Annotated in this window: 15 protein-coding genes and 1 tRNA gene; 6 read left to right on the forward strand and 10 right to left on the reverse strand. The window is 57.8% G+C overall.

Annotated elements, in window-relative coordinates:
- Positions 1-28 precede the first annotated feature (28 nt).
- Entirely contained in the window at positions 29-1,009 is a 981-nt protein-coding gene (locus ACP0KA_RS15255; RefSeq protein ID WP_424629594.1) for an L-threonylcarbamoyladenylate synthase, read from the reverse strand.
- A gap of 91 nt (positions 1,010-1,100) precedes the next feature.
- Here ACP0KA_RS15255 and ACP0KA_RS15260 point away from each other — a divergent pair.
- Both ACP0KA_RS15260 and ACP0KA_RS15265 read left to right on the forward strand, forming a co-directional pair.
- Positions 1,101-1,177: transfer RNA gene (locus tag ACP0KA_RS15260), tRNA-Pro, on the forward strand.
- A 65-nt stretch (positions 1,178-1,242) separates the two neighbouring features.
- A complete protein-coding gene (locus ACP0KA_RS15265; protein ID WP_424629595.1) occupies positions 1,243-1,659 on the forward strand; it encodes a hypothetical protein in 417 nt (138 codons plus the stop codon).
- Here the strand turns inward: ACP0KA_RS15265 and ACP0KA_RS15270 are convergent.
- Both ACP0KA_RS15270 and ACP0KA_RS15275 read right to left on the reverse strand, forming a co-directional pair.
- Positions 1,656-2,933 carry a hypothetical protein gene (locus tag ACP0KA_RS15270; RefSeq protein WP_424629596.1) on the reverse strand — a complete coding sequence of 426 codons (1,278 nt, stop codon included), beginning with the start codon at positions 2,931-2,933 and terminating at the stop codon, positions 1,656-1,658. The genes ACP0KA_RS15265 and ACP0KA_RS15270 overlap by 4 nt on opposite strands.
- A gap of 630 nt (positions 2,934-3,563) precedes the next feature.
- The gene (locus ACP0KA_RS15275) at positions 3,564-4,253 is read right to left on the reverse strand and encodes a hypothetical protein (RefSeq protein ID WP_424629597.1); all 690 of its coding nucleotides are present in this window, start codon (positions 4,251-4,253) and stop codon (positions 3,564-3,566) included.
- Positions 4,254-4,267: 14 nt separating this feature from the next.
- Here ACP0KA_RS15275 and ACP0KA_RS15280 point away from each other — a divergent pair, with 14 nt between their 5' ends.
- The gene (locus tag ACP0KA_RS15280) at positions 4,268-4,435 is read left to right on the forward strand and encodes a hypothetical protein (protein ID WP_424629598.1); all 168 of its coding nucleotides are present in this window, start codon (positions 4,268-4,270) and stop codon (positions 4,433-4,435) included.
- Between the two features lie 398 nt (positions 4,436-4,833).
- Positions 4,834-5,205 (forward strand): hypothetical protein, encoded by a 372-nt coding sequence (locus tag ACP0KA_RS15285; RefSeq protein ID WP_424629599.1) that lies wholly within the window; start codon positions 4,834-4,836, stop codon positions 5,203-5,205.
- A gap of 330 nt (positions 5,206-5,535) precedes the next feature.
- On the opposite strand, the gene qatD is transcribed toward ACP0KA_RS15285, so the two are convergent.
- The 6 genes from qatD to ACP0KA_RS15315 all read right to left on the reverse strand — a co-directional run bounded on the left by qatD (position 5,536) and on the right by ACP0KA_RS15315 (position 16,097).
- Entirely contained in the window at positions 5,536-6,282 is a 747-nt protein-coding gene (gene qatD / locus ACP0KA_RS15290; RefSeq protein WP_424629600.1) for a Qat anti-phage system TatD family nuclease QatD, read from the reverse strand.
- Between the two features lie 7 nt (positions 6,283-6,289).
- Positions 6,290-7,642: a Qat anti-phage system QueC-like protein QatC gene (gene qatC, locus ACP0KA_RS15295; RefSeq protein ID WP_424629601.1), complete on the reverse strand. Its 1,353-nt coding sequence runs from the start codon at positions 7,640-7,642 to the stop codon at positions 6,290-6,292.
- Positions 7,639-8,508 carry a Qat anti-phage system associated protein QatB gene (gene qatB / locus ACP0KA_RS15300; protein ID WP_424629602.1) on the reverse strand — a complete coding sequence of 290 codons (870 nt, stop codon included), beginning with the start codon at positions 8,506-8,508 and terminating at the stop codon, positions 7,639-7,641. Before qatB ends, qatC begins: the two co-directional genes overlap by 4 nt.
- Positions 8,508-10,436, reverse strand: coding sequence for a Qat anti-phage system ATPase QatA (gene qatA, locus ACP0KA_RS15305; RefSeq protein ID WP_424629603.1), 1,929 nt, complete (start codon positions 10,434-10,436; stop codon positions 8,508-8,510). The genes qatB and qatA overlap by 1 nt, the downstream gene beginning before the upstream one ends.
- Positions 10,437-10,672: 236 nt before the next feature.
- Positions 10,673-14,296: an AAA family ATPase gene (locus tag ACP0KA_RS15310; protein ID WP_424629604.1), complete on the reverse strand. Its 3,624-nt coding sequence runs from the start codon at positions 14,294-14,296 to the stop codon at positions 10,673-10,675.
- A complete protein-coding gene (locus ACP0KA_RS15315) occupies positions 14,283-16,097 on the reverse strand; it encodes a hypothetical protein (RefSeq protein WP_424629605.1) in 1,815 nt (604 codons plus the stop codon). Before ACP0KA_RS15315 ends, ACP0KA_RS15310 begins: the two co-directional genes overlap by 14 nt.
- 777 nt (positions 16,098-16,874) lie before the next feature.
- Between ACP0KA_RS15315 and ACP0KA_RS15320 the strand changes: the two genes are divergently transcribed.
- Complete coding sequence (locus ACP0KA_RS15320; protein ID WP_424629606.1) at positions 16,875-18,095, forward strand: hypothetical protein; 1,221 nt, start codon at positions 16,875-16,877, stop codon at positions 18,093-18,095.
- A gap of 172 nt (positions 18,096-18,267) precedes the next feature.
- Here ACP0KA_RS15320 and ACP0KA_RS15325 read toward each other — a convergent pair whose 3' ends face one another.
- Entirely contained in the window at positions 18,268-19,542 is a 1,275-nt protein-coding gene (locus ACP0KA_RS15325; RefSeq protein ID WP_424631616.1) for a DUF2130 domain-containing protein, read from the reverse strand.
- 367 nt (positions 19,543-19,909) lie between these two features.
- Here ACP0KA_RS15325 and ACP0KA_RS15330 point away from each other — a divergent pair, with 367 nt between their 5' ends.
- Positions 19,910-20,815 carry a hypothetical protein gene (locus ACP0KA_RS15330; RefSeq protein WP_424629607.1) on the forward strand — a complete coding sequence of 302 codons (906 nt, stop codon included), beginning with the start codon at positions 19,910-19,912 and terminating at the stop codon, positions 20,813-20,815.
- The last annotated feature ends 79 nt before the right edge of the window (positions 20,816-20,894 follow it).

Genomic DNA, 20,894 nt, shown 5'->3' on the forward strand with positions numbered 1-20,894 from the left:
GTCTCGGTTCGTCTCTGCGGATCTGCATTCAAGTTGGAACGGCTGCGCGCCGCAGCCGGTCATTGATGGCTTCGCCAAGTCCTTCGTCCGGAACCGGCATCACGGCGATGGTGCGGGCTCCCTTGGTATCGAGCGCGCGAAGATAACTGAAAAGGTTGGCCGCCGCTTCCACGAGATCGCCCGCCGGGGACAAATTCATGGCTGCTGCGCCCCCGGGGATTTCCTCGGGACCAAATGCCAGCAGTGCCTCATCGGCGTCCAAATGCTTTGCGTTGAGACGCACCGTGGTTCGCGGCGCATAGTGCGAGGCCAGCATCCCCGGCGCCAATGGACTCGTTTCTGTCGCGTGGGTTTCCGCGGTGATGCGGCCAAGCGGTTCGCCAAGCACACGTTCGATGTCTTCACGCGGCAGGCCACCCGGCCGCAGCAAGAGCGGTATTTCAAAGCCCCCGACGATGGTGGATTCGACACCGACCGAGACCGGGCCGCCATCGATGATGAGATCGATGCGTCCAGCCAGATCGCTGAAGACATGCGCGGCGGTCGTGGGTGACACGTGCCCCGAAATATTGGCTGACGGCGCGACCACCGGGCGGCCGAATGCGCGCAGAATATCATGCGCAACCGGATGAGCCGGCACACGGACGGCAATGCTATCCAGGCCGGCGGTTGCGAGGTCGGAGACCGGGCAGTCGGGGGCCTTCGGCAGAACCAGCGTCAGCGGCCCCGGCCAGAAAGTTTCGGCCAGACGCAGGCTTCGTTGATCGAACCGGGCGATGTCCTGCGCGGCCTTCAGGTCGCAGACATGGGCAATCAGCGGATTGAACGACGGCCGGCCCTTGGCCTCGTACAGGCGGGCGACCGCGCGCGCGTTGGTTGCGTCGGCGCCGAGGCCGTAGACGGTCTCGGTCGGGAACGCGATCAGCCCGCCGCCGGCGAGGCAGTCTGCGGCGGCCTCTGCCGCGGTGCCATCTGCGGGGAGAATTGTCGTGGTCAGGCTGGGTTTCATTGGGAAAGCCGGGCGGGTCACTTTTACTGTCTTGATCCTTATACCGCTTCTTGCGGTTTGCGGGAGCCGACGCTATACCGGCCACCCATGTCGGAGTGTGGCTCAGCCCGGTAGAGCACTGCGTTCGGGACGCAGGGGTCGCAGGTTCGAATCCTGCCACTCCGACCATGATTTCAATAACTTACAGGCTTTTCGAAGGTTGCGCGCAACGAAATGCGCAACGGAATGGTGTTTTGATGTCTGAATTCGATGATGCCTTGAACGCTTTTGCGACGCGGCTTGCAGAGGTTAAGGCGGAGACGCCGCCAGTCCAGACAGCTGATGAGGCCCTCGCAGAAGCATACAAGCGCTTCCCTTGGTTGCAGCCCTTCGTGGGAGCGCTGGACGCCGAGGTGAAGAAGCTTGACGCAGGCAATCGTGTTTTCATTGTTGCCCCGTCATACGACGTTAACGACCGGAAGGTGAGTGGCCGAATATTCCTGCAGGCTCCGAAGTACGGTGAAAAAGTCGTTCACTTCATCGTTCAAGGATCACGGATGCGCCTCAGCGGCGTTGGACCGGGCGATAGTAACCTTTTTGCCCCCGAAGACAAAAAGGCCGTAACAGACCTGATAGCGCGCGCAGCCGCCGAATTCTTCGGAAAGACTTAACGTCGCCCGCCGAACGCCGTGGCGGCCTCTTCCTGAAAATCCGGGTGGTGATGGCCGTAATTGGCCTGAAGCTGCTCGAGTGTCATGGCCAGCCAACCAGCTGCCTGCCAGGGGTCAGTACCGCGCTGCATCAGCCAGGTTGCCGCGGTGTGCCGAAGAATGTGCCGCACGACGTCGGCGCCAAGACCAGCATCATCAACAATGCTGTCCCACGCCGTCTTGATCTTCTCATGATACTGCGAGCCGTCTGGACGGTGGATGATGAACCGAACAGCCGATGCCAACTTGGCTGAAAGCTCCGTATCCATTCGGTACCATCGTTCAAGGTGTGGCCGCAATCGGCTGGCGACCTTCGCTGGCGGGCGTCGCTTGTTGGTTTTGCGCTCTTCACTTCCTCGGCCGTGATATGTCCAGCTTGCGATATCCATCCACGGGTGTGTCGTGGTTGCGATCCACTGCGTTCGGCGGATCGTTTCTTCGCGGCGGGCGCTGTACAGTCCCATCAAGATAAAGCGCGCCGATGACCGACGTACTGTGACAGTGCGCTTGTCACGGCGGTACAGACGTCCTTCGGCCGTGCGCTTCCAGTTTCCGCTGTCATTGTCCCAGACAAAGCCGAGAGCAGCTCCCAGAAGTCGGGCCGCCTCAGAGCGCAACAACCATCGCTCGCGGCCCTGGCGCTTCTCCGGAAGTACGATCTTCGGGATGACCGACAGCTTATATTCTTCATGATAGGCATGGATCGCGGATCGAAGATCTTCGAGATGTCGCCGTGCGGTCTGATCAGAAATCTTGCGACGCTTCGGTAGTCGCGCGTTTCGATCGTTTGGCGTCCCGGTGCACCAATCAACGTAGTCGCGGCAAGGCTCGCCCTTGATGAACGACAGTCTCTTGTCACCGAAGAATGTATTGACGCTGTCGAGCCGGATCAACAACTCATCGTGGCGGCGAACGATCTTGCGCTGATCAGGCGTCACGCGATCGCCTCGCGCAATGCAGTCTCGCAGGTCTATATAGGGTTTGGGTCGCTTTAGCTCCTCGTAAAAAGTGATGATGTCGGCGATGGCAAGTTCAGCGGGGTCGTTGCCGCCAGCTATCGGCGTGTGCCGCCTTCCGATGTATTCCGCGAGCGCGTTCGAAGCTGCTTGAACTTGTTCGCGACGAAAGCCTGTGCGGATTTGCCTGCGACGTCCTCCGGTCTGGTCGAGGATGACCCAGGTCTGGTCGTCCTCTCTGAACCAGAGCCGTGGTGGCTTTGCTTTTCGGCCAGGCATGGTGTCACCAATTTCTTTATTGCGCGTGGCGTCGTCAGGTCCTTGCCGGCCACGTTTACGAATTCGAGTTTGCCGCCTCGCTTCGCGGTTCGAAGCGAGGCAACGGTGAGGGGACCGTCCGGGAAAAAGACGGCGGCCGCTTCTGAAAAGGTCATGGGTTCGTCATCGCGCCAGTCCTCGGGACTGGGGCGGAGTTTAGCGCGAGCCAGATAGTCACGACGTCGCGTCATCGCCGATCGGCAGACCGGCTGAATATCGGGGATGACATGCCAAGAGATAAGGTCGATTCTAACGCGCAATTGATCGCGTTCAAGCCATAATGTGGCGTGCCGGGAACGGGTGGAGGCGATTTGCCGTCTCTAACCCATGGGGAGAATCCAGAGACGAAAATCGAGCAGTATCGAGCGTCCTCTTGCTTGGTAAGAAGTCGCGGGAATGGTTGTCCGGTTGAGTTTAGCTTGGCGGTCATTGCGGTACAGCATTATCGTCCTTGAAAACAGATCTTTATGATACTGAATGGGGATGCCCCGCCAACAAAACCGTGTCGCAGCAAGAGATCTAGCTACGCGCGACTAAATGCGACGTTTCTCGTGTCGTCGTTTCGGCAGAGTTACATTCCTAGATTGACTGCTAGACGTGTCGAGGTTGAATCCTCGCTTTGGATTTTATCCGCGTTTGGATTTTGCGTATGGATGTGATTGCATTCGCGGTTGTTGATTTTGGGTCAATTATTTGCAGGCCCAGCCGTACAAACTCAGTTGATGGTTGAATAGCGCCTGATCCGTCTTTCGCCGCTCCCTTAGGAGATGCGACGTTCCGGCCTGTAAGCATCACCCAAAGTTTCATGAGCGCCGCAGTCGCCTCATCGTATTTAAGCTGCGGCCGTGACCGCCCAATCTGCCGAGCGTCATTTCCAAGCGCATCAATAATCGCGCGTCGAAGGACCTTAAGATCCGAGCTGGACCGTTCCAGTATGCCCAGCATTGACGGGGCATCTACAGGTCCATCGATTTGATAATGATTAAATTCGATGTTTACTTTCTCAAGAAAGCTGTGGCCGGAGCAATCGAGGGTGTCTCGTATCTCATCAATAACAGCAATTGCGGGTCCAAGGCCTTCGGTTGCCCTCTCCAGGTCTAAGTTTTTCTCTGAGCTTTCAATTCGAACGAGTTCAGGGAGAAGTATCTCACCAAGCAACGAACATAGCTCTTCGTCAGCGATTTTTGCACTGATCGGGGCGCGACGGAGTACGGTGCACATTTGATCGAATTCGCTTTTAAAATCTATGCTGACGCAACCTTCCTGTAAATTGGGATGCAATTGCTGTCGGCGACATGGTTGTTGCACCCTTCAGTCCTGACGATGGCTGGTGGTCGAGTATCGTGACGGCGCGCGAGGGCGACCTGCTGACGCTCCGTTATCGCGACTATCCGAAAAAGCCAATCTTCGTTCGGCACATCAGTACGGTCGCTCGGGTTCATCCCGCGTCGGCGAAATCCTGACCGGCATCAGCTCGGTCTCTTCAAACCACTTTCAATCAACTCATTCTGGAAAGCACTAGCCATATCGTGCTTATTGACGCGAGGAACGACAACAAGCCGTCTGGGTCCAAAGCTTAGCCTCGGGTTAGCTGCGTTTGCTGTTGGCAACAACAGAAATGGAGTTAGTGCTAACTGGCAAAACCGACTGATATAGAGACCGCGAAAATGGAGTCAGTCCGTAAACTGAAAAAGCACAGATTTGGGCAGTCCGCCGACTGATAAAAAATCTTCGCAATGCTTGTCAGTCTTCGTTCCTGGATTACAGGAAAGCTCGCCGGCAATCTTGTAAATTACTCGGTCGCAATCACGCGGCGAATAGCGGTTAATTCCGCAGTATTGGGTCCGAGGAGATAGTTAAGATGAGTGATGGATGGCGTGACGACTTCAACGGAACAACGATGGTTTACCGTCTGTCGCCCGGCGAGGACATAGACTCTTCGCAATGTGACTATGACGTTGCGATGCAGTGCATCTCGCGGCCTAAAGATGTCCGAGCAATTCGCGAAGAGCTGCGCGATAAGGGGCAAAAGCGAGCAAAGCCAAGGTTTACTGAGTTGCACAATGAGCTTTTGATCATATTGGGCCCAGGCATGTCTGCAAACGACGCAGTGAGCGAGCTGGAGCGCCTAATCAAACATTTCAAGGGGTACGGGATGTGTTGTGGTCGAGATAGTACAGAGGAATACGTAATAGAGACAGTAGGCAAAAATTCACGTCGATTTCGTGAATGACCGCCAATTGGTTGCTGATAAGCTTTCCGCGAAAAGCTTGCCAGTCGTCATGACTGATCTTCTTGTGATCGGAAGCGGGCACTAGAGTCTTCGGTCTGAGCTTTCAGGCTCATACCGTTAAGGTCATAGGTTCAAATCTTAACCCCGCAACCAGCTCTCCGCCCCTTGCAATCAGATAGCATTGATGTCGTCCGCTGGGAGCGATGGAGCGACCTTCTTGCATTCCGCAACGAACACGCGCCTGATCCCGAAATTCGTAGCCTGCGTTCGTTAGACCATACCCACGTGTGTTCGGAGTTTCGACTATAGTCGAGTATACGGCAAGGGCCATTAGATTGTCGTCAGGCGTCTAAGGTTAGCCGCGATCACTTCGGCTAAATCTGCAGTTGTCATTGAACGTAAGCGAGCGAGCTCTTGGACCGTGATGGTTACATCGCCTGGATGGGCATCGCGGCCGTCTACCTTGACGAAGGGACCGTCTGTCTCCGTCAGAAGCCGATCTAAAGGTAATGACACCACCATGGATCGGTGCCGCTCGTTCCGGAGCATTTCGCGGTTAATCGAAAAATACATTCCCAGCTTGGCTGCGCGTGCTGCGTCCGCTTTGCTCCCGGTAAACCAGTGCAGGACTGGTACTCCGCGCGTTAGAGGAAGCAGCGCTTCGATCATGTCGATGACGGCCTTCGCAGCTCGCACGCTATGAATTGTCAGAATCTTTTCGCCTTGCACAGCACAATCACGGAGAATAGTTTCAAAAACCTTCTTTTGACTTTCGAACGAGGCATAGAAGGCTGGCCCCGCGTCGAGGCCGACTTCGCCGACGTACCGCGCCCGTGCTAGGTATTCGCGCCAAATTGGCAATTCATGCGCGCGTTCCTTTACCAATTGGGGGTGGAGACCTAGCGCTGCACGGACGTACTTTGTAGAGGCGGCAAGTTCTTGATTGCGTGGCCAAGCGAGCGGCGTGGTGGTCACCGCGAGCGTGAATATCTTCAGGCGTTCACTCTCGGCGACAGCCGCAGCGTGGTCGCGATAGAGATCGAGATGGCAGTGGAAGTCGACAAGATTGGATATCACAAGGTCCTCAAGAGGGGCGCGTTCGAACGCCGGCCAACAGAGACCCGACTTCTTCAAGCCCGCGCTTGTAGACCGCGGCCAGTTCGCCGAGTGCCGCGGGATTGTCGTTCAACGGACCCGGTTTGTGAATGAGGAAGTTTTCGACGCCCGGGCGCGCGGTCAACCGGTCAAAAGCATATTGGAAGGAGCGAATTTGCTCGCCAGCCGCCGTCAGAGGATCCCACTCCTGCGCCCGAAGGTCGGAGACGGTGTAGGTCGTCTCATCCTGAATCGATGCGACCGATGCCCGCCGGATCAGACATGGCAGACAATAGCCGCAATGCTGGGTCGGGTGTCCCTGCCATCGCCCCTTCGTCGGTGACGCGCATGACAGCGTCTTGGGTACGAGCTCTTCCAATAACTTTGGATTACTACATCTGCGGACCATCTCACCTTTGGTTTTGTTCCAATATGGGTTCTCGATCTGTCCTTGAATGCCCAAAATACCCAGCAGCTCATTCCAGCGGGCGATGTAGAACGGGTGGGTCGTTCGGGTGCTTAACGCGCCGAGGCGAAGGGTATCGAGAGGAACATTTAGGGCGATGAGGCCGTTCTCGGGCGCATGCATCACGAAATTGGTGCGCAATCCAGTACCGGCGAATACACCGAGCGCGAAGAAAAGGAAGGAACGGCCCCGCGTGCTGTCCTCGGATCCGACGTTTCGAACGAGCCGTTTCGGGAACGTCATCCAGGTACGGAGCCGCTCGAAAGGAAGCGATTTGTATTGCTTCTTAAGGCGATCGAAGCAGTCATCCTGTGCCTTGCTGACAGCGGGCTCGCCCGCGTGGCTGACGAGCAGTGGGATGCGCTTGGCCTCGAGTTGATCTATGGCTCCGATCAAGCTGTCCAGACCACCTGAGAAGAGACTCACGCCCGTGAAGGGCGGCACGATCAGGTCGGCTTGCGGGACGATTTGCGCGAACTTCAACGGGCGCGGCCGAAATTGAATCGTCCAACGATCACCTGTGAGGAAACTCAGCATACGTTGTAGGACCGGGACGGCGGCATCCCAGCGCGTGACGTCGCTCACAGGGACGACGACGCGGATTTCGCGAGTCCATGCATCCTGAGATTCAGTTGCACGTGAGATGCGCGTATCCGCAGCATGAATCTGCGCGGCAAGTACCGCGAGATCTAGTGCGACCTCGCTCGGAAAGACATGTTTTGCCTTCAGGTCAGTGAGTGCCGCGCCAATCCCGAAATCGAGGACCTTGTCGTAGGCCACGAGATCGAAATGCGTCGGTTTCTCACCCGGCTCGACGGCAGCCAGATTTGCGCGATCTGCCGGACCAAAATGCCCTTGGATGAGATGCCGGGTCATCGTTCGCTCTCCGCATCGCCAAGCGTTTGTAGGAAGTCGTAGGCAGCTTCATAGACGGCGTCGACGTGTTGGAGGGCTTGCTGCGGCGTCAGAGCGCCTGCCGTCGGGCGCGCCGCACCCAGTGCATCGCTCACGGCGCGTTGCACGAAATCGTACAATTGTGCCTGAACCCGTTCGACGGCAGCGGTGTCCGTCGGCAGTTTGATGCTGTTGTTTCCGATGTCGTTGCAGAGGCGCGCCTCGATGGCGTGGGCGGCGAACATCTCGAAAACCGTCTGCATCTGATCAGGGGTCAAGGCGTTGAAATCGGTGATGCCTTGATCCGCAAGATCGGCAATCGTATCGATGAAAGCATCACGCGCGATCCCTTCATCGACGGAACCGCCGGGCGGACAGATGTATTCGGCGAGCCCGAGGAAGACTTCTTCGATGGGCCGGCCCGCGAGTGCCTGAAGATTTAGGGCGCGTAGCGCCTCGACCGGTCCGCGCGCCTGTGCGTCAGCGAGGAATGAGTACAGACGCGCGCCAGCATGTCGCGATGAACCCATGCGACGAGCGGCTTGCCGTGCGCCTCCGGCTGCGGTTGACACGTACCCTGAAACGGCGCGACCGAGAGCCGCGCGATCGGTCCCACCCGAGCGCGCAAATCTGGAGAAATTGGTACGCGGTGCCGTGAAACGTGCCGGCATCGGCGCCTGCTGCGGTGGTACAGTCGGCGGCAGCGTGGGCGGTGCTCCCGGTGCGGCGCCCGGCTCGGCAGCTGGCGGGGGTATGACCGGTGCAGATGCTGGCGCCGGATCGCTCAGCCAGCTCGGCACGAGGGGCGAGCCGTTGCCTGCGCCGCCATAGGAACCGGAAGTCCCCATCAGGCGCTCCGGCTCTTCATCTTGCGCGCGGCAATGGCTGCATTGGCTAAGGGCGATTTCTTCCCGCTGGTCGCCCATTCTTCGATGAGGTTGGTGAGCCGCGTGGACGCCGCCTGATCGGTCACCACACCTTGCCATCCTGACACGGGCCAGGCGCCGCACCGCTCGACGGGAAGCGCGCCGAGGAAGTCGAGCAGATTTGTCTGAAGCGCGGGATGCGTCTTGACGAGGACGCTGAGCCCATCGATCCCGGGCGGGACGGTCATGAACGAGTCCTCGCCCATGATCCGGCTGCGCAGCGCCTCAAAGACTTGGGACGCTTCCGGCTCTTTCAGGAGTTTCAGATCAACATCGAGGCTCTGGACCGCCAATTTCGGTCCGAGCAGCTTCTCGACCACGCCGGCGAGATGGCCGAGCGCTGAAGCCGCGCCGAAATAATCCTTCCGGTCCTTGGTCACGAACAGGTAGGGACGCAGATCGACGTTGGCCAACGGAGGAGGAACCTGCGACCAAGCCCTGATCTGCGGTGACGCGAGCCATTCGGTGACGAGGGCGCTCTCTGCCACATCGCCGGTTTCCTTGGTCTTGCTTGCCTTCGTATCGGCCGTGGCTTTCTCGCCGGTCGCCGCCTCGAGCGCGGCGAGGTCGTCGCTATAGCCTTTCGGGTGAGCGGCGGCGGCGAATGCGATCTGATCGAATAGGCGCGGGATGAAGCGCTCCGCGAGCATCAATCGGGCAAGCACCGGCAGCTTGACGTCATTGCCATAGCCACGGGCGGTGGCGGTTTGCTGCCGTAGTAGCAGCGTGTTGAGAAAACGTTTGATCTGTCGCGGATTGCCCTTGGCGCCGCTGGCGAGGATCGGCCCAATCTGGTCGCTGAGCGTGACCGCGTTCTGGACGGCAGGCTTTACGTCGCCGAGCGCGGCCTTGATCGCGGCGAAGTCGAGCGGCGCGCTTTCCCAAGGTCGTTTCAACCGCTCGCGCGCTACCGCGATCAGCTTTGCGTATTGTTCATCGGTTTCGCCCTGTTCCGCGCCGATCAGCAGCATCGTCACGTAGATGCGAGTCTCGGTCTCGCCGAGGGCCGGGATACGGAAGGGAATCTGAATCAGCTTCTCGAGATAGTTTCGCGCGTAATCGCGAGGCCCGGTGGTTTCCGGCAATTCGGGGAAATGCTTGCGCACCGAATACTCGATCATCGCCTCGTCGGCTGCGACCACGAAGGCCGTTCCGGCGGTAAAGACGAACAAACGGATGGCCTCGAGCGTCTCGATCGCGGTATCAGGCAGGCAGCGATCGAGGTCGTCGACGAGGACGACGAGCTGCTTGATCCCGGCATCCTTCAGTAGTTTGTCAAACGCCTTGCGGAACTCAGCGATCTCCTCAGGGACATTCTTTGCCTCGGCGGGCTTGATGACAGATTTCACGCCCTCGATCGCTGCGGAAATGTTTTCCTTCGTCGCAAGTTTGGCGGGATCGGCGAGGATATGCTGAAGACCGTTGGTGATGGCCGATAGCTGATCAGGGGTCGGCATGCCGGTAAAGGCAGTGAACGCAAGACCGCCAGCATGCTTGGCGACTTTCAGCCAATCGAGCCTCGCAAACAGGTCCTTGACGCCTTCCGTGGCGCGCGTGAGCACGCGACGTTTTTCGAGAAGGCCGGTGACGACGCCCTCGATCAACGCGATCTTGGCATCTTCGAAGCCCTGGAAACGCCAGCTGTTGAACTTGAGGCACAACACATCGCCGCTGCCGCCGAGCCCGGCCTCGATCATCTCGAGGACACTGGATTTGCCCGCGCCCCAGTCGCCATGAACGCCGACGGTTACAGGATGCGCGCATTGTGCCTTAAGCAACGCGATGATCGTCGCCGCGATGGCCTCGTTGTTGAGCAGGTCTATCCGCGTTTCATTGTCGGGAAGGATCATCTTTGGCCCTGGAAAATGGTCAAAGGGAAATATGGAGCGCCGCTCCATCTAAGGAGAAAATTTGCCCGTGAAGAGGTGGTGCCTTCTCATGGAGGCTGAAAGCGAAAGCCGACGCAATGAAAAGATGCTGCATGCGAGGAAGTGAGCCATAAGTGATTAGTGTAAGGTGTTAATTGAGGTCCGGGTGGCGATGCGATCTGACTTCAGCGAAGCTGTTTGTACAACCTTTCTGCGACTCAGGGACCGATCCGCTCGATGAGCGGACCGTCTTCGCCTATGGAGCGGAAACGGTAGAAGCGAACGCTGTCCTGCAGATAGTTGAATTTCTGGCGCGCGAGTTGGAAGAATTTCTCATCACACGTCGAGATAATGAATTGCCGGGTGCCAAAGTCTGACCGCAACAGGCCCATGATCAGATCCAACAGAGCATAAATGTTGAGATCGTCGAAATGCGTGACGGGATCATCGAGAAAGACCGGCGCCAGCGACGACCAATTTTGTCCACTGCAGGCCGTCAGGAAGAGACCGAGCTGCAGTGTTTGCTTTTGGGATTCGCTGAAATAGTCGACGGGCCGCAGCTCGACACCATGCCGCTTGACCATGACCGAAATCTCGGACCTGCGGTTGATGATCTCTACGTCGTCGAATCCGTAGACCGACCGGAGTCGGCGCTGAATAACCGACGTCCGCGGGCCATATTGGCGTGTGAAGTTGGCGATGGCCGCGGCCTGTTCATCGGACAGAATCTTCTCAATCGCTGCGAAGTATTCCCGCCAGGGCCTGCGCGCGTCGCGCGATGCTTTCTTCTCGGCGATGAGTTTTTCTTTCGCCGCGAAGGTTGCTTCAAGTCGGGCAAGCGCGGCAGCGGTCGTCGCGGCATCTAGGCCGATTTCGGCGCTTGCGACACGTTGATGCAGCGCGCGCAGGCGGGCAAGCGCCTGAGTCTCTTCACCCAGTTTGCCAATCAATTCCTGCTCGTCGGAATCTTCCGGCAAATCGGCGTCGGCAAGCCGCGCGACGATGGCCTTGCGTACTTGTTCGTTCTCATTCGCTCGCCTGCGAAGGACCGGGAGTTGGCCTGCGAGTTCCGCGATGATGTGTGACTCCGCATCGAGCAGTCCCTGCAGCCTTGTCTGCTCTTTTGTTGCGGCATCGTGAGATTGGCGAAGCTCGTCGAGCAGTCCCGAGCGATCTTGCTCCGCTTCATTCAACTCATCATTGCTCGAATCTAACGTCACGCCACTCAAGCGCGGGTCGCTACGTAATGTCGTGAGCCCCTTCCGAACTCGCTCCAGTTCCGTATTCACCGTGGTCCTTGCCGACTCTTGCTGAGCGATCGACTTGGTGAGCGCGTCGAGGGCGGTCTTTGCTGCATCGGTGGCATCCGCGGCCGCCTTCACGGCAGTATTGCTGTCTTCGATGTCCTTGCGCGCTTCAGTAGAATTGGCCGCGATCTGTCGGGTCAGCTCAGTCAAACCTCCAGATGCATTCAGGCCGAGGTCATCTGCAGTGTTCGCCCAGACATTGATCTCGCGATCACGGGTGATGCGATCGTTCGCGAGTTGGCTCATTTGCACTTGAGCTGACTTTTGGGCCTCACGATTTCCTGCCAGCTGACGGGATATTTCCTGGATACGCTGCCGCAGCGCGGCGAGTTCCGTACGTGCCGTTCCCGCGCTGTCGAGCGTTATCTGCTCTTGGATGTGACGGACCAGCTCATCCTGACTTCCGTGATCGACGCCGCACAGAGGGCAATTGCTGTCCGTGATATGTCTTTGCAGCTGGGAGAGTAGTTGTCGAAGCTCGGACTGGCTGCGATCGGCATCAGCGATCACCCGTTCGAGCGCTGCCTGGTGCGGGGCACTCGAATCCAGTTGCGCTTGAAGCGTTGCCTCTGCTGTGCGCAATTCACGCAAGGTCTCGTTGAGGGCCGCTTCCAATTGCCTGATTTCGGCGAGACGGTCGATACTTGCCTTCCACGGGCCCAAGACTGCACGAAGTGCGTCCAGATCGGCGGAACGCTTTCTCGCCGCAGCCTGCCGTTCAACAGACATCGCGAGCTGATTAGATTTTTGCTGAAGATCGGTCGAGGCGGTTGCTGAACGCCTGCGATCAGCGGTAATCGCCTCCGTCGCTCGATTGAGCCGCTCGGTTTGCGCGTCGAGCGTATTGAGCGCGGTCGCGTAGCCCGGGCTCTGATCGCGCACCCATTTGAGATTGTCGAGCGCAGATTGAGCTTGCCGGATCTGGGCGGCGATCTCTGCAACGCGCTTATGGACAGCATCCAGTTGCTGCTGAACGGACGCCTTCGCCTGCTCGGCAGCCATCCGGCGGGCATCGCCCGATCCGATCTGCGCACGCAGATCCTTCCCTTCCTGGATCAGGGGCGGGAGCCGGACGACTTCTTTGGCAATCTCGGAAAGCAGCGCGATCCTGCCGTCGCTTTCAGCGAGGCGGGCCTCCAGCGTTGCGCGCCAGCCACGCGCCGCCGTGGCGTCGACTGGACCGGAGCCGGCGTCGACGTCGATATCCTTCAACGCAGCGCGCAAATTGCGCAGCTCGGCATTGAGGGCGCCGATGTTCGACCTATCCTTGATGGTCCGGCGAAGCCCGTCAAGCTCGGACTTGTCCGCCTTCAAGGAAGCCGTGGTTTCCGATATCTCGGAAGAAAGCACATCGAGGCTGTTCTTGAGTATCGTCACGATGTTGGCGGATTTTTTCAACGCGTTTTCGTAATCCTCGAACGCCAGCATGCGCGAGACAATCTCGCGCGGCAGGGTGCAATGATCTTTGAAACTTTGCGTTAACGCCTGATTGTCCTGACTGAACAGGTGGGAGGCACGAAACAAGCTGATGAGATTGTCGACCCGCTCGGCGACGGCCTCTCCACTCTTGGTCAGCTGCTTGAGGATCGGCTTTCTCTCTTCTTGCGCCCCATCCAGTGTCGCATACGCTGGGTCGGCTACTGTCCTTTCGATCGTGTGCGATTTCCCGTCCGATCGATAAGTCAGGGCGACGCGGGCATCTTCCGGCTTGCTGTCGAGATGGGCTGCGACTTTGCTGAAGCGGTTCTTATCGGCAATTCTGAGCCGGCCGATCGAGCCGGTGATACCGAAGTCGATCGCATCGAAGAACGAGGTCTTACCGAACCCATTCGGACCAAAGAGCACGGTGATCTCGCTGCCGATCTCGAACGTCGTCGGAGCGCGGTATGCCCGGAAATTCTCGATCGTAACGGATTCCAGCGACACAGGCGCGCTGATCTGCTCTTCGGAAACTGCGGATAACGTCGCGACACGTGTCGGCATTTTCGGGCTTCCATACTCATTGGCCAGACACGCTTCGACGATCCGTTCGGCGCCCCGTTCATGCTGAGCGACGATCTGCCTGGCCAAGGTATACGGAACGTCAGACTGTTGAAGGAATGTTTGGGCCGATGCGGGACGAAGGGCCGGGCCGTCAAGCTGCGTCAATGGAAGAAAGGGAAGCCGCGCGAGCGCGTTCCCGACGTGCTCGGTGAGCGGCACCACGAACTTGCGGCAAAAATAGACGTCGGTTTCGATGTACGATGCGAGCTGGTCGAGCTTGTCGGTGTCCGTCGCAATGCAGAGCACGTAGGAGAGATCGTATCGATCCCATTCCTTCAATCGCTCGGCCTCATCCTTGAACGCCTCGTAGGTTTCCTCGAATGTTGCGTGCGGGTCGGAACCTGCAAAGGCAAAGGCGGCGATGACTCGATCGGTTTGCAGGATGGTGACCGGGAGACCTTTTCCTGCCTCCAACACCGACAGGGTACCTCCCGGCACTTGACCGAGGCAAGCCTTGACCGCCTCCGCGTGACCTTCGTTAAGCGCCGACATGGGCAGCTACTTTTTGTGAAAGTTCTTGCACGGTGGCCGCATCAATGAAGGCGGCGATCAATCCTTGATAGTCCACGTGGATGATCGCGCTTTCCGGGTCCGTGATCTCGCGCTCCGCACCGAGCTTCGGAGCGGTGGTTTGAAGGATGCTGCCAGCCCGGCGTTTGCGCGGCGAGTTGTCACGATCGCGCGTGACCAGGATCGTCTGCCGGCGGGTATTCGGCGTGAACTTGGCCTTTGCGTATTTGTGGCATTGGTCATGCGTCTTGCCCCGTACGGCGAGCAGGTCGAGTGTCTTTCCGCTGACCGACACGGTCGCATGTCCGGTGTCTTGATCGCTTGCAGCAGCCTTGCCGCACATAGCAAGCAGATTGAGCGTGTGCACCACATGACCGAGGGCGTCGCGTTCATCGGCGGCCCATGTATCGGCGTCGTCTTCGGTCGCGCCGCGCCCGTTTCTCTGACTGTCGCGCGCGGTGGCCAACCGTATAACCTTGTCGCAAGAAGGCGCGGAGAGAGCGCGCAATTCCTGGATCGACGTCGCATGTGCAGCGTCGGCGAGGGTACCGAGGTCACCCGCAGGTTGAAAATCGCTGAGGCTTGTTACATCGTCGAGCTCATCGTTGATCCATTTCACGCAGGCCGGGACCAAATTGGACGGCGCACGTGGATCGGGAGGAGCGGCCAGCGGGAAGACGAACGGCCTATCGACGGCGAACGAGCGGCTTGCCGCACCAGCAGTGACAGAGTCGGGATTGATCTGGGCGAACGAATGGATGCACGCGCCCTTCTCACGGAAATATGTATCGCGGAAGGCATTCAACAGCGCATTGCCTCTGAAGCGTGGACCGCCGCGCGCGACGGTAGGCCGCGAAGCTGTTTCCTGAAACAGAGTTTTCGGTGAAAAAACCACGCTGGTACCGCCGTAGAGTTCCGATCGCCCGGGTGCAGACTTGCCCGCGGTGTTGGCGAACACGAGGCATGTGCGATCCCGTTGGACCTTCGGCACGATTGTCCCATCGAAGAAAGATACCGCCGCGTCCATGAATGTTGGATGCGAAGGGCGTGCGTTGTACTGAATGACGAACATCCATGAAAGCGACAGCTCGCCTTCACCGGCTTGGACGCCAAGATCATCGAGGGCCCATCGCCACGAGGGCTTGGAGCTGATCGTCGCGATCCAGTCGAAACAGATCAGCGAGGAGAAGCGGTACCTCGAGCCATTGGACAAATCTCCCTTGAAGGAAAAGATCGATTTGCCGCGATACATACTCTGGTAGCTGATGTCTTGCTCTTCCCAAGCCGGCCAAAGCTTGGGCTGCAACCAGCGCTCGACCGTACCATTTGCCGCCTTGATCCAGGTGATCGCGCAATTGATCCATTCGTTGGTGTCGATCTTGCCCAGCCCGTTATGCTCGGTGTCGAGGTGGCTACCCGAGCGACCGGCCAGATTTTCGAAATCGGCCTTCGAGAGCGCATCCACCCCGCCGATCACGATCGTTCCCGTCGGCCACTGCTGGTCCGCGATCGCCGCGTCGATCAGGTCGATCCCATCCAGACCGGGGATGCTGTATTCCGGGAAGATCGTAAAATGAGTTTTTTCGGCGTGATGCGGCGCTGCCCGCGAGACAGCCAGCGTCGCGGTCAGGTTTGCCAAGAGTCCGGGTTTATCGGCAGGTGCAGTCCTATATGGCTCCTGCTGCGTCAATGTCAGATGGGGCTGGGCGATCACCATGCCTACGCGGTCGTGCGGCAGCAGGATTCCCCGCTCGGTTAAGTCTACGCGTGAGATGTGGATCATGGCGGAACGAACGCGACCTTCGGCTTAGGTTAGACCACGAGAATTGGGCTCTGCCAGGAGGTGTGGCCGCCGCTTCTACAACTTATAGGCTAAGCGGCAAAACCCGCACAAGCGCGTTCCTCGGACGGACACGCCTACCTTCAAAAAACGTGGCAGGCCACCGATCCCGGTCGCGGCCCGATTGCCTCCGTACGGTCGGTAAGACGGCAGCCTGTCCCAACCACACACGTGCAACGGCGCATTGACGGTAAATTATTGAAAAAAGTCAGCTTGTTTGCCCCAAGGGCTTGAGACGCCGGCTCTTTAACGGAAGCATCCCTTGGGCCGGATTGTAAGAATCGGCTATTTTCAAAACATCATTTTCCGCGTTTCCACGGGTTGTGTGGCGTCTGGTCCAGGAATTGGAGTTGCCGATGCCGGTTTACGTCGATGTTGCGAATAAGGCCGAAAGACCGGACGGATTCCGGCCCGAGTCAAATTGGACCTGAGAGGAAAACATCTGGCTCCCGGCCGCTGCGTTACGGCAAGAGCTCTATGAACAGAGAGGCGCGAGAAGCTCGCAGAACTGTGCTGGCTGGGTTGATGGACCGGTATGATAACGGTGCCGAAAATGGTGTCTGCGTGCATGCGCACCAAGCCCACCATTCCGAATCCTACAGCGATGCGCCGCGAGTTTTGGCAGTTGGCACGGCTATGCACGTCTGCGGGGCATCGATATGCGCGCTGCCTGAAGGCGATGTATAGCGTGTTTCGCTGCTGTCGGAGGAGCGGTGTTGCATGATAATTTTTTGGTCGTGGCAGTCAGACATCCCGAAGGAGATTGGCCGCTTTTTTGTTCGTGACGCGCTGCGCGAGGCGATTGAGGCGCTAAAGACCGACCAGGAATTAGTTGAGCCGATCGAGCGCGAGGCAGCTGCACGCCTTCAGGTAGATTCAGACCGGCAGGGTGTGCCGGGAAGCCCCGATCTCGCGGCAACGATATTCGAGAAGATCGAAAAGGCCGATGTGTTCGTTGCCGACGTAACCCTCGTGGGCGCGACACCCGACGGGAAGAAGCTCATCAACTCCAACGTCGCGATCGAATATGGGCACGCACACCGCGCGCTCGGCGCGCGGCGCGTGCTGATGGTGCAGAACCTTCATTACGGTGATGGCGATGCTTTGCCGTTCGACTTGCGGCAGAAATCCTGGCCGCTGCACTACACCATCGCGCCCGGCGCCTCCAAGGCGGAGATCAAGACGGAGCGTGACAAGCTGAAGGCCCAGTTCGTAGTAGCGCTCCGCCCCTACCTCACGATGACGGCGGCTGCACCGCCGGAGCATGTTCCGACCCCCGCAACGTTTACCAAGGCCGTGTTCTTCCAGCCAAACGAGATCCTTGCGCAGAACCATGCGCCGCCGCCGGATGCGATCGATTATCATTTCAGCCAGCGAAGCGCGCTCTATCTACGTCTAATGCCGGTACGGACACGTGCAACACCGATCAAACTGACCCGCCTTTACGACGACGTGCTCAACCGCCGCGTCGATCTCCTCTTGCGCAATCTCTATATGGGCGTCGGCGACCGCAACACGTATGGCGCCATCACCTACGAACCGCACGGCGCTGCAACCGAACCGCGTGCCTTCACACAAGTCTTCCCAAACGGCGAGTTCTGGGCCGTGACAACGGAGATGTTCGTCCGCCACCAAAGCGACGATCTCATCCCGACCACAAATGTGCGAAACATCTTCGGGCGCGTGCTGGAGAACTTCGTGGGGCTGTCCAACGGCTACGGCAACGGTACGCCACTACGCGCGATCATCGGCGGCGTCGGTCTACGCGGAAAACGCCTCGGCATCGGCCCCCATAGCATGAGCCAACCGATCCATGTTGACGAGCGGCAGATCGAGATCGACTTGGTGGCGGGATCACAGGATGAACGTGACGCCGCCATCGCGACGTGGCTAGCCGAGCTGTATGACATCGCCGGCGTGCGTCACGATGACGAAGGATAGCGGACACAAATCCGCTGCCCGGTAAGAGAAGAGGCAGTCGTTAGTGATGACGCGAAGGTACCGAAACAAAAACATTCGAAATAGAGACAGTTCGCAGACTGATAATCAAATATGCAAAAGCGTATCAGCCAGTTTTGCTTGGTAGTTGGCGCGTTTCAGCATTAGCCTTGGGTTAAGAACCCTCAAGTAATGGCATATCAAGGTTAGGTATCTCAGGCAGCGACTTTCCGGCAATGCCCTGCAAGTCACCATACATGCCTACAGTCGTTTCAATTACACCTTGAATCTGTCCCTCGCGTTTGGCCCAAATTCGATTCATGAATTTGCGCTCTTTATCGAGATCGTCTTTTAACTCTTCGAACTTCTCAACGATGCCTTCTAGTCGCTGCCGAAAGCGTGGTCCGGTCAGATAGTGATAGATTTGCTCCATCTTGGACTGCTGACCGACCTGGGCGCTGCGAGAGGTGGCAAGTTCGATCAACGAATGGCGCAGGGCGACCGCAACCGGTATCGCGCAGCGCGGGTGGGCGACCCACACACCATCTACCAGGTCAAAGTTCTCGACGTTTTTGGGCAATGTCTGCGAAACGATAAGCGCGATGTCGGCTTTCGCGCTGCGTTGATCATCTCTCAGCTTTGCCAGCCAGGCATCGGCCCAGTTTTTCGTCTGCTTTAGTTCCCATAAGATCACGCCAGCAGGCGCGCCAAGCTGGGCATTGACTCGTTGGACGATATCGCCGCCAAACTCACCTTTGCCGACCGGCTCAACGAGATCGAGAGGGAAGCGGCTTCGTAGAAGCGCTTCGAGCTCAAGCTCTAGCGCTTCACCTTGCGTCTGCTGAGAACCTTGGTCGGCCTTTCTCTTCAATTCTTCTATGGTTCGCGACATCGACTCGATCTGCGCGTCCTTCTGTGAGACCTGCATTTTGAGCGTGTCTTCAGCGTCTTGTCGTGCCTTAGCAATAATTTGAGCCTGACTTTCTTGAACTCGTTTTTCGATCGTAACCTCGAGTTCTCGTTTCTGATCGTCCAATTCACGCTGTTTCCGCAAGGCCTCAGCTTGAGAAGCCTGAGCCTCGGCAAGCTTCGTGTTGTTCTGCTTCAGCGCTTCGCGCAACCCTGCCAATTCGGCGCCTGACGCCGCCAAATCTGCTGCCACGGCTTCACGTGCTGCTTTCGCTTCGGCTGCGACAATCTCAACGCGCTCCGTCTTTAGGCGCTGCCTGATCTGATCCTCGATGCCATCGCGCGCGCGGCTAAGCTCCTCCTGTTGCTTGCGCAATTCCTCCTTCTTTTTCAGAAACTCCGTGTCCTTTGCGGTGAGCTGGTCTCGAAATGACTTGCGCTCTGCCTCGAGCAATGGTGCGGCCAAAGACTCTGTAAGGGGGATCTGATGACTGCACTTGGGGCAGATAACGTAGGGGTCATGCGCGTGGCGGTCTGTCATAAACTCGGCCTTGTTCTCTATTTGTTTCAAAGTGAGCCACGGCCCGTCGGCCGTCAACTAAGATGTGATCGTCGTCCACAATTCAGGATTGTGGCGTGCCACGCATCCGGTAAATTCAGAGGGGGACTGAGATCCGAGGAGGAAAAAATTAGTTGAAATACTGCGAATTATTCTCCCGCCACTTGCGCGCAACGTACCCGTCATGGTTGTTTTCAGCACTTTAGAGTGGCCGATGGCCGATTTTTCGGCGGAGAGCCCATGTCGGATATTGAGTTTGGACGGTGGGGGGACCGAGGACTTCTATATCTCCGATGATCTTTAAGATCTTGGAGAACCAGGCACGCAGTATCTTAGGTAATTAATCCTCATGTACAATCTTGCTGTTTCTTTTGACGAGAGTGCCTGGAAAAAGCCGCAGGGCTTCCACGACTTCGAGACTGGCCGCGTCGGCGTCGAATACACGACCAACACTCTGCAAGAGAAATACAGAGGAAATCTCCAGGCTCTGACCGAGAATCCGACTCTGTTCGCTTACGAGTACGGCAACGCCTCTCCCGCACAGGTCGGATGGATCACAAAAGTCGAGCAGCGCCAGGGTAGCGTACGCATACACTACGAAATGCAGCCTGACTTCCCCACCGTGTCCGTTGAAAAACTAGCGGAGTTGAGCTGGGAATTAGATCTCGGTCGGTTGGAAATCTATCGGACACATGTCGCTGTAAAGGACGTGAACCTGCTGTCCGTTTTAATTGCAGCGAAGATTGTTGAGAAGAAGCAGACCGATAAGGGGCGCGCCGCTGAAGCAGCTAAGGAGGAGCCTCCACGGTACATCGAGGTTAAGCCGGAGGTGTTCCGAGTCCCTGCCGGCGATCCTGACCCTAAGCTCGCGTCCGTCATGATGCCATTCGGAAAGGAATTCAATAACGTTCACATAGCGCTCAAGCAGGCGTGCAAGGATGCCGGGATTACGCTCGAACGCGTGGATAATATCTGGCAAGAAGACGCTATCATCGACGACATTTTTTCGTTGCTGTATCGATCCACTTACGTCATTTGCGACTTCACAGGTAAAAATCCGAACGTCTTCTATGAAGCTGGCATCGCTCATACGCTGGGCCGGGCTGTCATTCCGATTGTCCAAAAGGAGGACCACGTTCCCTTCGATTTGCGGCACCGTCGCTATCAGCTCTACGAGGACAGCAAGGATGGTCTGACTTCTCTACAGGCGGCCATTACTAACAGGCTTAAAACGCTAATCGTGCTGAAGGGCTAACGCTAGCAGCCTATGCTGTGTCTTTGAGTAGCCGAGCTGTCTGAGAGTGTGTGTGGAGTATCGTTGCATAGTTAGATTC

It is taken from the genome of Bradyrhizobium sp. SYSU BS000235, from assembly GCF_049747295.1.
Lineage (GTDB): Bacteria > Pseudomonadota > Alphaproteobacteria > Rhizobiales > Xanthobacteraceae > Afipia.

Coding starts and splice junctions, on each gene's coding strand:
- ACP0KA_RS15255 (WP_424629594.1), bottom strand. CDS start 1,009: ATGAAACCCAGCCTGACCACGACAATTCTCCCCGCAGATGGCACCGCG.
- ACP0KA_RS15270 (WP_424629596.1), bottom strand. CDS start 2,933: ATGCCTGGCCGAAAAGCAAAGCCACCACGGCTCTGGTTCAGAGAGGAC.
- ACP0KA_RS15280 (WP_424629598.1), top strand. CDS start 4,268: ATGGTTGTTGCACCCTTCAGTCCTGACGATGGCTGGTGGTCGAGTATC.
- ACP0KA_RS15285 (WP_424629599.1), top strand. CDS start 4,834: ATGAGTGATGGATGGCGTGACGACTTCAACGGAACAACGATGGTTTAC.
- qatC (WP_424629601.1), bottom strand. CDS start 7,642: ATGACCCGGCATCTCATCCAAGGGCATTTTGGTCCGGCAGATCGCGCA.
- qatB (WP_424629602.1), bottom strand. CDS start 8,508: ATGGGGACTTCCGGTTCCTATGGCGGCGCAGGCAACGGCTCGCCCCTC.
- qatA (WP_424629603.1), bottom strand. CDS start 10,436: ATGATCCTTCCCGACAATGAAACGCGGATAGACCTGCTCAACAACGAG.
- ACP0KA_RS15310 (WP_424629604.1), bottom strand. CDS start 14,296: ATGTCGGCGCTTAACGAAGGTCACGCGGAGGCGGTCAAGGCTTGCCTC.
- ACP0KA_RS15315 (WP_424629605.1), bottom strand. CDS start 16,097: ATGATCCACATCTCACGCGTAGACTTAACCGAGCGGGGAATCCTGCTG.
- ACP0KA_RS15320 (WP_424629606.1), top strand. CDS start 16,875: ATGATAATTTTTTGGTCGTGGCAGTCAGACATCCCGAAGGAGATTGGC.
- ACP0KA_RS15325 (WP_424631616.1), bottom strand. CDS start 19,542: ATGACAGACCGCCACGCGCATGACCCCTACGTTATCTGCCCCAAGTGC.
- ACP0KA_RS15330 (WP_424629607.1), top strand. CDS start 19,910: ATGTACAATCTTGCTGTTTCTTTTGACGAGAGTGCCTGGAAAAAGCCG.